Genomic DNA, 13,852 nt, shown 5'->3' on the forward strand with positions numbered 1-13,852 from the left:
TGCGCTACCAGCCCCCTACGACTCCGGCGTTCTGCGATCCCCCGCCCGTGTGCCGCCTGGCGCCCCGCCAACCAGCAGTAATGGGACGACTCTAGTTCGTCGTCGCGGGGCGCGGCGCTCGGTCGTCCGAATATCGCCACCAGCACCGTGCGCCGAGTCCGACGGGGGGCCGAGGGGTTCCGACGGGTTTCGATGGGGCCCGACGAGTCTCACCCGTCGAGCGAGATGCCGTTCTTCGCCCGCTCCACCGACTCGTCGGAAGGCATTCCGCCGGGGTTCTCCGTCACGAGCGCCTGGTTCAGCTCCACGAACGGCCGCATGCGCGCCTCGTAGCGGGCGTACGCGGCGTCGTGGTCGTCGGCGCCCCGCCTGCCGAGCTCGTCGGCCAGGACGTACGCGCCCACCAGAGCCAGGCTCGTGCCCTGGCCGGAGAGGGGGGAGGCGGCCACCAGGGCTACGACCTGCGCCTCGACGAGGTCTTCGAGCTCGGCCTCACCTCGATGCTCGACGGCCTGACCACCCTGATCGAAAACCGGCCCGCCCACGGGTGAACGGCTGTACGATTGGGCGATTTCTGGGGGGATGTGGCGGCTGGGGGGCCGACTCGACGTCTGCGACGGTGCGCATCCTCTTCGTGTCCAAGGGGAGGGACTCGCGTGACCCGTCATGTTCCGGTACGTCACCAACTGGCCCGACGCGTCGGGGTCGTCGCCCTCGCGTCCGCGGCCTTGGCGGCCGGGCTGAGCCCGCTGCTGCCGGGCTCGGCCTCGGCGGTGGACGCGCCCGCGGAGACCGTCGTACCGGCCACCATGCGCAGCACCCACACCTCGGCGTCGCTCTTCTACGCCGACACGCGGAGGGGATCCGACGGGGCCGGGGCCCAAGGCGTCTTCCACTATCTGGAGGGCCACCGCGGCGTGGTCTGGACGCGTTACGCGGACGGGAGGTCCTTCCCCGCCCCGGCGGTCGACGGTGCCCCGGCCATCGGGGGGACCGGCAGCGACAACCTGGTGTACCGCCACCGAGGCGGCCGGGTCGATCTGTGGGACGCGGCCGACGGGACGACGCGCACGCTCCAGGTGCCCGAAGGCCAGCAGTTGTACGAACACGCGGGCAAGGCCGTCTACGGCACCATGGCCGTCAGCTTCCGCACCATCACCGGCGAGGACGGGCGGCATTCACGGGAGTTCCACCTGCTGACCCCGGGGCCCGACGGGACCACCCGCAACGTGACGGTCGAAGGCGTGCCCGCGGGCATGAGGCTGGTCGAGCCCAACGGGGCGGACGGCACGACGCTGCTCTTCCGGGCCCAGTTGGACGACCCCGCCTTCGGCACCAGCATGGTGGCCGTCGACCGCGAGACCGGCCGGGTCCGCGGCTGGACCCCGGCCATGCCATCGAGTTACACCTACTCCAGGCTGTTCCGCGATCACATCGTCGTGTACGACGCCAGCGAGACGAAGGTGCTGGTGCTGCCCCGGTCCGACCTGTCCGCGGCCCCGGCCGAGGTCGAACTGAACGGCGGCAGCCGCTATCCGGCGAAGGGCCTGGCCATCGTCGGTGAGTGGCTGGTCTACCGCCCCAGTGGCGGCTCGCTGGTGCTGGCCAAGCCGATCGCGGGCGGCGAGTCGGTCGTCCTCGGCCACTCGAACCCGGAGGTCTCCGTCGGGCCCGGCGGCACCGCGGTCTTCGTCGGCGCCACCTCGGCCGACACCTACGGCATCCAGCGCATCACCCCCGGCCCCGACGGCAAGCCCGCCGTCACGCGGATCAAACCGCTGCCCAAGCCCCCGGCCGCGATCCAGGGACTCTCACTGGAACAGGGCAGGCTCGTCGTCACCGACCCCAGCAGCGGACGGCGCGACGACTACGTCCGGATCGTCGCCGCCTCCGGCGCCCCCGAGTTCGGCGAACGCTCCGCGTTCACCGGTTCCGACGTGCTGATCGCCAAGTGTCCGGCCCAGGACTCCGGCTGCTCCCGGATCGACGGCACGGCCGACGGGCGCGTCGTCTGGGTCGAGCGGGACACCACGTCGTCGGGCTCCGACCGGCTCCGCGTCAATGGGCCTGGTCAGCATGGCCTGTTCGAGCGGGCGGTGCCCGCCGGCGGGCAGGTCACCGACGTGTCCGGCCAGTACGTGCTCCACACGACCGCGAGCGGGACCAGCGTCTACAGGCTCGGCGACTCCGCCGCGCCCACCGTGACCCGCGGCCCGGGCGCGGCCGCCGTCTGGGGCGACGTGCTGTGGACCGCGGGCACCACCCCGGGCAGCGTCACGGGCTTCGACCTGACGACGAAGAAGACGACGCAGACGCTCGCCGTCGGCGCGGGCTGCGTACCCGAGGAACTCCAGGCGGTCGGCCGCTGGCTGTACTGGAGCTGCGGGCCCGGCGCCGAGGCAGGTGTGTACGACCGCGTGGCGAGGAAGTCGGTGCCCGTGCCGTCCGGCGAGGCGCGGCTCGGCGACGGCTACGTCGTCACGCACGACAGGCGGGCCGGAGAACTGACCCTCACCGCGGTCGCGGACGGGGCGCCGTCCGGCCGCGTCATCGGCGAACTGCCCGACACCGGGGTCTCGCAGCGCGACGTGCGCTGGACCGTGGACGAGTCCGGTGCGAACGCCGCCTACGTGGACGGCCAGGAGCGCGTGCACCTCGTGCCGTCCGGGGTGCCCACCCAGCCGCTGAGCCTGCTGGCGCCGCCCCGCAACGCCTCTTCCCTCGACGCGACCACGCCTGGCACCGCACCGAACACCCTCACCACGGTGCTGCTGTCCAAGCCCTCCGCCACATGGCGGCTGACGGTACGGGACAAGGCGACCGGGAAGGTCGTGGACACCGTCGAGGGCGGCGCCGCGCGCGGCGAGCTCGGCGTCGGCTGGCACGGCGCCGACCGCACGGCCGCGGGGAAGACGTTCCTCCCGAACGGGACGTACGACTGGACGCTGTCCGTCACCCCCGCCGACGGTACGGGCGCCCCCCTGGAGGTACGGGGCCGCGTGGCACTGCGCGGGGGCAGCCCGGTGCGCCGCGACCACGCCGGCCGCGACGGCCGACCGGACGGGACCGGAGACCTGCTCACGCTCAACTCCTCCGGCGAGCTGGCCTTCCAGCACGGCGACGGGAAGGGCGGGTTCTCGGGGAAGACCTCGGCGAGCGGCTGGTCCACCGCCGTCGTGGCCGTGCCGTTCGGCGACCTGGACAAGGACCGGTGCAACGACGTCCTCGTGCGGATGACGGACGGTTCCCTGCGCGGCTACAGGCCGAAGTGCGGTCGGCCGCTGACCACGTCGACGCCGTACACGAAGCTCGGGACGGGCTGGTCCGCGTACGACGTGCTCACCTCGCCGGGCGACCTGACCGGCGACAGGCGGGCCGACCTGCTCGCGCGGAAGTCCTCGACCGGGGACGTCTACGTGTTCGCCGCGAAGAACGACGGGACGCTGGCGGCGGGGCAGAAGATCCGCTCCGGCTGGACCGCGTACACGAGGATCGTCGGCGCGGGCGACCTCGACGGCGACGGCTTCGGCGACGTCCTGGCGCGCCACAGGGACGGCACGCTCTACCGCCACGACGGCCTGGGGAACGGGAAGCTGAAGGACCGGGTGAAGGTCTTCTCCGGCTGGGGAGCGTTGTACAACGCGGTCGTCGGCGCGGGTGACATCACCGGCGACGGGAAGGCCGACCTGCTGGTGCGGGACACCAGCGGAAACCTCTACCGCCACGACGGCAAGGGGAACGGTTCCTTCACGCCACGGACGAAGATCGCCGCGGGCTGGACGTACAAGGGAGTCTTCTAGCGGGTCGCCGGGTCGCCGGGTCGCCGGGTCGCCGGGTCGCGGCGCCGCGGGTCGTGGATCGGGGGCCGTGGGGCGCGGATCGGGGGCCCGGGGTCGCGGATCGGGTGATCGCCGAACGAGGAGTGGGGCCGACGCGATGTCGGCCCCACTCCGGGCATCACAGCCCGATCAGCCACGCGAAGGGCGGCAGCTCCGCCGCGCGGCAGTACACGTCCACCGCCCACGGCCCGAGCGCCGCCATCGGGTGCAGCCGCGAGCCCTCCAGGCTCGCCAACTGCCGCGCGCTGTGCCGGACACAACCGGTGATCTCCCTCCCCTCGGCGTCGATCACGGTCACCGCCGACAGCGGCCCCTCACACGTCGTCGGGTCCCTCTCGTCAGCCGCGGCACATCGTTCGGCCGCTTCCGTACCCCGGTCATCCACCCCTGTCGCCTCCCCTGGCCGATTTCCGACCCCAGGGAGGTGCCCGCATCAGTCGTCTTTACAGACCGGTTGAAGGTTCGATGGGCACGTCTTTGCCGCCCGCTGTCCTCGCGCGCCCCCTTCCGACCCACTCGCGCCCCTGGTCAGCGGCGCTGATGCGGACGCCTTGAGCCGAATCTAGACTGGCGAAGGCATGGAAAATCCCGACGAAGGGAGACACACACCATGTCCACGCGAGGCAACAAGCGGCGCGCCCGTAAGAAGAAGAAGGCCAACCACGGCAAGCGCCCCAACGCCTGAGCCGGCCGAGCGCGGCCGGCCGGTGGCAGCGCTGGTGTCGCGGGACTCACAGGTCCGGCGACAGCCGACCACTGCCGGGCACCCGCGTCGTGCGAGCGATGGGCGTCGCCGGGCGCAGTGTGCCGAACAGCGAATCCCGCGGAGCGAGGCTGCCGTGCTGACCGGCCGCGAGACCGAGATCCTGCGGCTCATGGCGAAGGGCCTGTCCAACCGCCGGCCGCACGGAGTTGCGGCGTCGGGAGCCCCGCGTGACGCTTGGTAGGAGCCAGAGGCTGGATGGGGTGCCGGGGCGGGAGGGGCGCCAGAGGCGTACGCCGGGAGGACGGCGGCTCGTGACCGACCCGGAAGGACGGAACCTCGTGACTGACCCTGTACAGATCCTGTGGAGCCCTGCCGGGATCCCCATGCCGTCGCTGGGCTCGCGCGCCCTGGTCGACGTACACGACGGGGATACGCCGAACGTCAGGATGCCGGTCCGCATGCTGTCCGTCGACACTCCGGAAACGACGGCGGACACCGCTGAGAAGGCCGCGAAGGTCGACGCGGAGTTCAAGCAGCTCGCCGCGTGGATGCGGGAGGGCATCGCGCCCATCTCCGACGACCTCGCCGAGTTCCTGCTGCCGAAGATCGAGACGGGGAAGGCGGGCAGCCTCCAGGCCGGCCAGGGGGCGAAGGCGGCCGAGTTCAACACGGAGAACATCAAGAAGAGGCTGGCCGAGGGCAGGAAGCCCGGCAAGGAGCGCGGCATCTTCATCCGCACCGCCGACGCGCCTTTCGACGACCGCAACCGCCTGCTCGCCTACATCGCGCCGAACTACTCGAAGAAGGAGCTGGCCGACCGGCCACGGGAGAAGCGGCCGACCTTCAACCTCGACCTCATCACCCAAGGATGGGCGGCAACCTTCGTCATCTACCCGTCCATCCCCGGCGAACTCGACCTCCCCCTCCTCCTCAAGGCCGCCGACAAGGCGGTCAAGGACAAGAAGGGGATCTGGAAGGACTCCAAAACCCTGCTCGCCTACGAGTACCGCGCCCTCGAAAAGCTCCACGACGTGACGAAGAAGAAGGCCGAGGGGACGGCGCTGGAGCCTGGTGAGGCGTTCTCCTGGCGGCGGAGGTACTGCGTGGACATGCGCAATCGTGAACTGCACGGTCCGGAGGACTACTTCCGGGTCCCGCCGGTCTACCGGCTGTGGCTCTGGCCGCAGGACGTGAGCGAAGCCGTCGGCCAGCTCAATCTGACACCGTCGTCGAGGCTCGCCGCAGGTGGCGGCACACGGTGATCGAGCGGGTGGGCGGACAGCGCGCCGGACACGGCGTTCAGCGCGCTGGACACGGCGTTCGGGTCGGCCGGACGTGAGCGGTCAGCTCTTGCCGAAGTCCTTGGTCTTGACGAAGCGGCGGTCCGTCTTCGACGGGCCGTCCTTCGTTCCGCGCAGGATCCAGTAGCCGGCGTCCTTGCGGGGTTTGTCGAAACCGAACGTGCCGATGAGCAGCTCGTCGCGGCCGTCGGTGTCGAGGTCGGCGACGTACAGGTCCCAGCCGAAGTCGTCGCGGCCCCCCGAGCTCTGAGGAGAGCCGCCGAGGCCGATCGCGTACCGGTCGAGAGTGACGGTACGGGCCGCGCTGAGCCCGTCCTTGCCGCCGAGCACCACCGTGACCTGGCCGATGCGGGCGTCCTTGCCACGGGAGGTGGTCGCGATGTCGTCGTGGCCGTCGCCGTTGACGTCGCCGACCGCGGTGTCGTAGCCCACCTTCAGCTTTCCGAGCCCGCCGGCGCGGGCCTTGCCCCGGCCGGGACCCTTGTCGCTCCCGTAGACGGCGACGGCCCGATCGTCGTCCTGGCCTCTGGCGAGGATGTCCTGCTTGCCGTCGCCGTCGAAGTCCCCGGTGGCGACGGGGACGGAGCCGTTCGTGATGCCGGGTACGGACCCGGAAGGCTTCAGCCCTTTGGCCGTTCCCCGGTAGAACGTGGCGTCGAGGACGTCTTCCGGCATGCCCTCCTCGAGGCGCGCGTCCTCCTCGTCGTACTCGGCCTTCGTCACCAGGTCGTCCAGGCCGTCGCCGTCGAAGTCGCCGACGACCGTGTGGGCCACCGACGCCCAGCCCTTGTAGCCCACGTCCATGGTCGAGGTGCTGCGGGGCGCGCCGTCGCGGCTGAGCGGGCCGTACAGGACGGTGGCGGGCTGCGGCCCGTCGGCGGACTCGCTGAAGGAAGGCTCCGCGAGGGTCAGCAGGTCGAGGGCGCCGTCGCCGTCGAAGTCCCCGGCGGCGACGGCGCGGTCGACATCGGCGGGCAGCTTGGCGGCGCCCCTGGTGCCGTCGGGGCCACCCCAGACGATGCGCTGCTCGTGCGCGTACTCGTCCCCGCCGGGGTCGGGCACCATGTCGCCTGCCACGACGTCGGCGTAGCCGTCGTCATCCAGATCTCCGGTGAACTGGGTCGAGCTGTCGTGCCCGATCGGCCCGTCGTCGGTCCTGGGGTCAAGCTCGGGCAAGCGCCCCGCGACGCGGAACGCCGCGCCCGGTTCCGGGCCACCGGGCGTGGCGAGGGCGACGACGCAGTTGCGGTCCCACCCTCCGAACCCGGCCTTCTGCGCCCGGTACCAGCCGTTGACGACCACGTCGGCGTGCCCGTCACCATTGACATCGTCCCGGTTGACCCCGCCATCGTTCCGCTTCGAGGGCGAGCCCGAGGAGGAAGGGGACGGCGCCGCCGCCTTCCCGCCGTCGTCCGAACAGGCCGTGAACAGCGGGGTGGCCACGCAGAGGCAGGCGAGAGCGGCGGCAAGGCGGTGGGGGTGGGGGTGGCGGTGCATGGGCGCAAGTCTGCGAGGCGCAGATCTCGGCCCCGTAACGGCCCGGGCAAGGCCCGGTTTCCCTCTGAGCCCGGGAATCGGCACCTGCTGGGGGCCGGATCCCGTACGCGCGGGATCCGGCCCTCACCGGCAGCGGACTACTCGGTGACGACGATCGTCCCGATGTCCACGGTGCTCTCCTGGTTCTCGCCGTTGACCTGGTCGACCCTCAGGTAGACGCTCGTCCCGGTCGGGATGTCCCGCCCGAAGCTGGACCTGCCGCCCTTGAAGCATTCCGACAGGCGGGCACGGGCCCCGATCCTGTGATCAGGCAGCAACGGCACGTTCTCCCACATCGAGATGAGCACGGTGTTCTGGTCGGGCCCCCTGCCGTGGGAGCGGCACTCCCGGAAGCTGGCCCTCGACCCGTCGTGCTTCACCGTCCAGGTGCGGGATTCGAAGCCGGGCCGAGCCCCCTGCATGGCGCTGGACCAGGCCAGCGCCGCCGGCGAGTCGATGAAGACCAGCAACCCGGCCATCCCGGCCAGGACAGCGATACGCGACTTCTTCATGCGTCCCCTCAGACCGAGAACTTCGCGGAGTTGATGTTGCAGACGATGTTCGGCGTGGCGGCCCCGGAGCAGCCCTTCGGGTGCGACGTCCACACCCAGCCCGGGGTCAGGAACGCGCCGTGCATCTCGTTCTGCACGTACAGCTTCTTCGGCCGCTTGACCGACTTGGTGACCTCGGCGACCGTGGGAGTCGGATCGATGGCGTTGATGAAGCTCCACTCGCCGTCGGCGACGGTGCTTCCGTTCTTGCCGTCGAGCAGACGTGCCCGGATCTCCCCGGTGATCTGAGGCCCGTCGGGGCCGACCGCCGCGCAGAAGAAGCTGGCGGTGCCGGTGACCTTGGTGGGGTTGCCGGCGGTCCACGCCCACTTGTGGTTCCACTCGCACAGCACGGTGCGGGTCTTGACCTGCTTGCCGGTCTTGGGGTTGATCTTGGCGACCTTGGCGGTGAAGGTGCTGTTGCCCGTCTTGGCCGTGGCGGGCTTCGCGGCCGAAGCCGACGGCGTCACCGTCGGCGACGAGGGCCGGTGGCTGTCGGCGTGCGCCGTGCCGGCCAGGACACCGACTCCGAGCACGGCAGCGGTGGCGATGGTGGTGGCGGTACGTCGGACCTGCACGGAAATCCCCCTGTTTTTCTTGCGGTGGTCGTCTTGCTTCATTTCTGATCCGTTCTGATCCGTCGGTCGCCCCGAACAGCTCGGCGGGGCAGCCCGACGTCATCCAGTTCACCCGCCGCGGAGTTGATTGGCACCCCGTCTGAGCTGCACTGATCAATCTGTAGGGTGGCGAAGCGTTCAGGGGAGAAGATCTTGGAGGGAGCGGCGAGTGGGCCGTCCGGAGAAGGCCGTCGATCCGCTGGACGGTCCGGCGCAGCGCTTGGCATACGAGTTGCGCAAGCTCCGCGACGAGGCCGGCAGGCCCGCCTACCGGGCGATGGCGCGGCGGGTGGAGTACTCGGCGGCGACGCTGTCGCAGGCGGCGGCGGGCGAGCGCCTGCCGAGCCTGCCGGTGCTGCTGGCCTACGTGCGCGCCTGCCAGGGCGACGCGGAGGAGTGGCAGCACCGCTGGGAGCGGGCGAACGAGGAGATCGCGGCGCGGCCGCGCCCTGACGATGAGGACGGCGAACCACCGTATCGGGGACTGGCGCGCTTCGAGCCGGGGGACGCGGAGCTGTTCTTCGGCCGCGACGAGATGACGGGGCGGCTGGAGGAGACGGCCCGGCGGCATCGTGTCAGCGCGGTCGTGGGTGCGTCGGGCAGCGGCAAGTCCTCTCTGCTGCGCGCCGGCCTGATACCCCGACTGCGGCGCCCCGACCAGGAGGCGGGCCGGACACCGGCCGCGGTGCGCGTGCTCACCCCCGGCGCCCGTCCGATGAGGCACGCCGAACGGCTGACGCCGGCCGACGGCCCGGCGGAAACCTGGCTGCTGGTGGACCAGTTCGAGGAACTGTTCACCCTATGCACCGATCCCGGCGAACGCGAGGCGTTCCTGGACCGGCTGCTCGCCGCCCGGGAGGACGGCAGTCGGCTGCGGGTGGTTCTTGCCGTACGGGCTGACTTCTTCGGCCGGTGCGCCGATCACCGCGTCCTGTCCGCCGCACTCGACGACGCGACGCTCCTCGTCGGTCCCATGGGCTCGGACGAACTGCGGGCGGCCATCGTGCGGCCGGCCGGATCCTGTGGGCTGAACGTGGAACGTGAGCTGACCGCCCGGATCCTCGAGGAGGTCGCGGAGGAGCCCGGCGCGCTGCCGCTGATGTCCCACGCCCTGATGGAGACCTGGCGCCGCCGGCGGGGACGGACTCTGACGATGCAGGCGTACGAGGCGGCGGGCGGCCTGCGCGGCGCCATCGCCCGCACCGCCGAGGACGCCTACCACCAGCTCACCCCCGCTCAGGCCGCACTCGCCCGCCGCATCCTGCTGAGACTGATAGCCCCCGGCGACGGCACCGAGGACACCCACCGCCCCACACCGCACTCCGAGTTCGCCACCACGGTCAGCGCTGCCGGGGCCGACGTCGAGGCCGTCATCGACCGTCTGGCCCGCAGCCGCCTGCTCACCCTCGACGACGGACACGTCTTCCTCTCCCACGAGGCACTGATCACCGCCTGGCCGCGGCTGCTCGGCTGGATCAACGAAGAACGCGACCGCATCCGCCTGCATCGCCGGCTGACCCAGGACGCCATCGCCTGGCACGAACTGGACCGCGACCCTGGGGCCCTCTACCGCGGCGCCCGGCTCACCCAGGCCGGCGAAGCCTTCACCGGCCGAGAGTACGGCGCGCTCAACGCGCTGGAATCCGACTTCCTCAAGGCGGGGCTCGCCTCTCGCGACGCCGAACAGGCGCAAGCGGCCCGGGCCAGGCGCCGATCGCGCCGTGCCGTGGCGGCCCTGGCCGTGCTGTGCGCACTGGTGCTGGTGGCAGGCACCGTCGCGTGGGAGCAGAAGCTCCACAGCGACCAGGAGCACACCCAGGCCGAAGCACGGCGCGTCGCCACCGCCGCCGCGAGCCTGCGCACCACCGACCCCGTACTCGCCATGCGGTTGAGCCTCGCCGCCTGGAACCTCGCCCATACCCCCGAAACCCACGGAGCGCTCCTGGCCGCGGCCCTCTCCCAGCGCGAGCTGGACGCCATGCCCCTGCCCGACGACGTCGACGGCGACACCCTGGACGTGCGTCTCAGCGGCGACGGACGCACACTCCTGTACTCGGTCAGGGGCCGGATACGCCGCTGGGACATCACCACGCACCGCGAACTCGCGTCCCTGAGAGCCCCGAAAACCGAGACACCGGAAAGTGTCATGCTCGACGTCACCCCCGACGGGCGGGCCGCGGTGATCGGCGACGGGGAGGACGCGTACGTCTATGAGATCGCCGGCGGCGGGACGCGGACGCGCAAGTTCGCTTCGGGGTACGGGCAGTTCAGCGCCGACGGACGAACCTTGCTGTGGTCCGAGGAGGACAGCTCCTTTGAGCTGTGGGACTGGCGGCACCGGCGTCTCCTGCTCAGGCGGGCACTACCGGATCCGAGGCAGGACGCGGTCAGTCCGAACGGCCGTTATGTGGCGGCCTGTTCTGATCGGGACCCGCTGACGGTCTGGGACACCGCGGGAAGCCGGCCGACGTCCCTGCCCCTGCCTCCGGCCCAGAAGAACGCAGGGTGCCCCACGGAATCCCTGCGGTTCACTCCGGACGGCCGTGGTCTGCTCAGGGTGGACGAAGGCCACGGGGCCGCGGTGTCGGACCTGGAATCGGGCCGCACACGGTGGTCGGTCAAGCACTCCGGACTGAAACACGTGCGGCTGAGCGGCGACGGCGAGGTCCTGGCCGGGCAGGACGCCGACGAAATCCTGGTGTGGCACACCAGCCGGCCCCAGGCCCCTGCCCTGCGCTACAAGATCCCCAACGAGGACGTGTCGGAACTGCAGATCGACACCGAGCACCACGCGGTCCGGTACCTGGGCGGAGGGGCGGTGCGCAGCGTCTCCTACCCACCCGCCGGAAGCTGGCGCGCTGCTCCCGCGGAAGCAGCGCAGTTCAGTCCCGACGGACGGGAGCTGGCGGTTTCGCTCGGTGCGTGGGACAGGAAGCGGTTTCAGCTGCTGGACGCCGAGCGCGGCACCCTGTCCGCGGAGTTGCCGGCCATACCGTGCCTGCCGCTGACCGACGGGAGGGATCACACCTGCGACACCTCGACTCCGGAGCTGGCCTTCCGGCCTGACGGCCGACGCCTGGCCTACGACGCCTACAGCATCTCGGTCGACGGGGATCCTCTGTACGTGTGGGACCTGCGTACCCGCGAACGAGTCCGGATCCCCCGCGCTGTTCAACGCGATGATGGAAGGCCTCTCTTCTCCGTCGACGGTGAATCCCTGCTGATCGCCGGCCTGGGCGAAAGCCACATCACGATCTGGGACACCCGCCGAGACAGCGTCCGGACGCTGCGGAACCTCGATGGCGGCCCCCTGGCCGCGCACCCCGATGGCCGTTCCGTCGTCGTCTCCGCAGCTGACGAGCGAGCCCTCGGCCGACTCGTCGACCTGCGCACACGTCGGGTCGGCCGCCAAGCTCTCACCGGCGAACGCATCGCGGCGGCTCGCTTCAGCCGCGACGGGCGCCTCCTGGCCGTCGGCGACGAGAAAGGCCGGGTCACCCTCTGGGACGGGAAGGGCCGGCGGCGCCTGAGCCAGCTTTCCGTCACCGACGGAACGGCCCCCGAGAGCGACACATCAGGGGTGAGCGCCCTCGCCTTCAGCCCCGACGGCGAGATCCTGGCCACCGCGGGAGGCAACGGCACCGTGCGGCTGTGGGACACCGCCTCCGGCCAGGCTCTCGGCCAGGCTCTCCCCACCACCCCCGGCGACCCGGTCCTCGCCCTCGCCTTCGCCCCCGACGGCACCACCCTGCGCGTCGCAGGCCGGCACACCCCCGTCCAGAGCTTCACCACGGCCCCGGAGACCGCCGCCCGTGCCCTCTGCCAACGCGTCGGCGGGGGCCTCACGCGCGACCAGTGGCACTCCTACCTGCCCGACGTCCCCTACCGCACCATCTGCTGAACGCGCTCCACGGACGGTGAGTCCGTAAGGGGTCGGATCCGTGCTCGCGTGTGCGGGAGGGCGTGGTTCCGGACGCCGGAGAGGGTCTCGTGGGGGCCCAGGCCCTGGGGGTGGCGTCGGATGGACCGCACGTAGGCGCCGATCAGGGCCAGGCAGAGCGCCGGGGGCAGCAGCAGGACGAGTCCGGCCACGGGGTCGGCCGCGAGGCTGAACGCCACCTCCTCCGCCCGGTCCGCGATCTCGGCCAGGAGGGAGGGGTCGGTGGAGGCGCTGCCGCCGACAAGGACCGCGCCTGCGGCGATGCCGACGACCGCGACCCCGCCGAGGTACGCGAGGAGCAGGAGAGGACTCAGCACCACGGCGCGCAGCGCGAGCCCGGCAGGGCTCGGCCGTCCACCTGCCGGTGTGACCAGCCGCAGCCGCAGGACGTGCTTGCCGGGAGTCGCGCCCGTCAACCACGGAATGACGACGAACCAGAGGACGAAGGCGACCGGCGGCGCCGCGAGCACCGTTGCCGTGCCGAGCGCGAAATACCCGATGACGGCGACGATCGGGGTCAGCAGCACGACACCGGTCACGTCCAGCAGCAGGGCGACGAGGCGGCGACCGAAGGGGACCTTCCCGGCGGCGAGCTGGTCGAGCGCGCGGTCGTCGAGGGTGTCCAGGGCGGGTAGCGCGCGGGCCAGGGGCCCGGCGACGGCCCAGCCGAGTGCGGCGCCCGCTGTGTTGACGATGAGGTCGTCGACGGCGAAGAGCCGGTACGGGCACTCGTAGAGGCCCCACAGCCCGCTGTACTGGGTCAGTTCGAAGAACAGCGATCCCGCGAATCCGGCCGCCGTCGCGGCGGCGAGGCCGCGCCGGAAGTGGATCCGTACGAAGACCCCCAGCGGCAGCAGCAGGACCAGGTTGAACACGGTCTGCCAGAAGGCCGAGTTGTGCAGGATCAGCGCGTCGAGGGTGACGCGGTGGTGTGCCACCTTCCAGATGTCGGAGAAGGCGACACCCGGCGTGAACTGGGGCTCGGCGAAGGACGGATACGCCTTGCAGACGTTCACCGACGGCTTCGGCAGGGGCACGATCGTCATGCAGAAGGCGGTGAGCGCGTAGTACACGCCGCCGTACACCGACAGCACCCGCCAGCGGGTCATGACGCCGTGCCGCCGGTAGAGGACGATCGCCGTCGGCACGAACATCAGGAGGGCCAGCGCGGGGAAGAGCAGCGCGGCCGTCCGGATCGGCAGCAGGTAGGTCTCCGTCATGCTCGCTCACTATACATAGTGTGTATACATGGCAGGTATAGAGGTGGGGGCCGGCTGATCCGTCAGCCGGCGCGCGGTCGTGGAACCGCGGCCGCCGGTGGAGGGATCGATCTACGAGAACGGTCACCGGCAACGGTCACCG

Annotated in this window: 9 protein-coding genes and 1 pseudogene; 4 read left to right on the top strand and 6 right to left on the bottom strand. The window is 71.4% G+C overall.

The annotated features are described in order from the left end of the window. Positions 1 to 209: 209 nt before the first annotated feature. Positions 210 to 443, bottom strand: a pseudogene (locus tag ACQUSR_RS17100) (hypothetical protein); the annotation flags it as partial. 213 nt (positions 444 to 656) lie between these two features. Between ACQUSR_RS17100 and ACQUSR_RS17105 the strand changes: the two are divergent. After that, positions 657 to 3,800, top strand: a complete 3,144-nt coding sequence (locus ACQUSR_RS17105) for an FG-GAP repeat domain-containing protein (protein WP_431043437.1) — start codon at positions 657 to 659, stop codon at positions 3,798 to 3,800. A 157-nt stretch (positions 3,801 to 3,957) separates the two neighbouring features. On the opposite strand, the gene ACQUSR_RS17110 is transcribed toward ACQUSR_RS17105, so the two are convergent. After that, complete coding sequence (locus ACQUSR_RS17110; RefSeq protein WP_431043438.1) at positions 3,958 to 4,137, bottom strand: hypothetical protein; 180 nt, start codon at positions 4,135 to 4,137, stop codon at positions 3,958 to 3,960. A 312-nt stretch (positions 4,138 to 4,449) separates the two neighbouring features. On the opposite strand from ACQUSR_RS17110, the gene ACQUSR_RS17115 reads away from it, so the two are divergent. Together ACQUSR_RS17115 and ACQUSR_RS17120 are read left to right on the top strand one after the other, a co-directional pair. Further along, on the top strand, positions 4,450 to 4,524 hold the full coding sequence (locus ACQUSR_RS17115; RefSeq protein WP_411977145.1) for a 50S ribosomal protein bL37: 75 nt from the start codon (positions 4,450 to 4,452) through the stop codon (positions 4,522 to 4,524). Between the two features lie 359 nt (positions 4,525 to 4,883). Continuing rightward, positions 4,884 to 5,807, top strand: a complete 924-nt coding sequence (locus ACQUSR_RS17120) for a thermonuclease family protein (protein ID WP_431043439.1) — start codon at positions 4,884 to 4,886, stop codon at positions 5,805 to 5,807. 81 nt (positions 5,808 to 5,888) lie between these two features. Here the strand turns inward: ACQUSR_RS17120 and ACQUSR_RS17125 are convergent, their stop codons facing one another. From ACQUSR_RS17125 to ACQUSR_RS17135, 3 genes are all read right to left on the bottom strand, one after another. Then, positions 5,889 to 7,343 carry an FG-GAP repeat domain-containing protein gene (locus ACQUSR_RS17125; RefSeq protein ID WP_431043440.1) on the bottom strand — a complete coding sequence of 485 codons (1,455 nt, stop codon included), beginning with the start codon at positions 7,341 to 7,343 and terminating at the stop codon, positions 5,889 to 5,891. A gap of 137 nt (positions 7,344 to 7,480) precedes the next feature. After that, the gene (locus tag ACQUSR_RS17130) at positions 7,481 to 7,894 is read right to left on the bottom strand and encodes a hypothetical protein (protein ID WP_431043441.1); all 414 of its coding nucleotides are present in this window, start codon (positions 7,892 to 7,894) and stop codon (positions 7,481 to 7,483) included. Positions 7,895 to 7,902: 8 nt separating this feature from the next. Continuing rightward, complete coding sequence (locus ACQUSR_RS17135; protein WP_431043442.1) at positions 7,903 to 8,511, bottom strand: hypothetical protein; 609 nt, start codon at positions 8,509 to 8,511, stop codon at positions 7,903 to 7,905. A 208-nt stretch (positions 8,512 to 8,719) separates the two neighbouring features. Here ACQUSR_RS17135 and ACQUSR_RS17140 point away from each other — a divergent pair, with 208 nt between their 5' ends. Continuing rightward, a complete protein-coding gene (locus ACQUSR_RS17140) occupies positions 8,720 to 12,451 on the top strand; it encodes a hypothetical protein (protein ID WP_431043443.1) in 3,732 nt (1,243 codons plus the stop codon). On the opposite strand, the gene ACQUSR_RS17145 is transcribed toward ACQUSR_RS17140, so the two are convergent. Next, complete coding sequence (locus ACQUSR_RS17145) at positions 12,433 to 13,710, bottom strand: VanZ family protein (RefSeq protein ID WP_431043444.1); 1,278 nt, start codon at positions 13,708 to 13,710, stop codon at positions 12,433 to 12,435. The two genes, ACQUSR_RS17140 and ACQUSR_RS17145, sit on opposite strands and share 19 nt — an antisense overlap. Positions 13,711 to 13,852 lie beyond the last annotated feature (142 nt).

It is taken from the genome of Streptomyces sp. P1-3 (genome assembly GCF_050613155.1).
Taxonomy (GTDB): Bacteria; Actinomycetota; Actinomycetes; order Streptomycetales; family Streptomycetaceae; genus Streptomyces.

Coding starts and splice junctions, on each gene's coding strand:
- ACQUSR_RS17125 (WP_431043440.1), bottom strand. CDS start 7,343: ATGCACCGCCACCCCCACCCCCACCGCCTTGCCGCCGCTCTCGCCTGC.
- ACQUSR_RS17130 (WP_431043441.1), bottom strand. CDS start 7,894: ATGAAGAAGTCGCGTATCGCTGTCCTGGCCGGGATGGCCGGGTTGCTG.
- ACQUSR_RS17145 (WP_431043444.1), bottom strand. CDS start 13,710: ATGACGGAGACCTACCTGCTGCCGATCCGGACGGCCGCGCTGCTCTTC.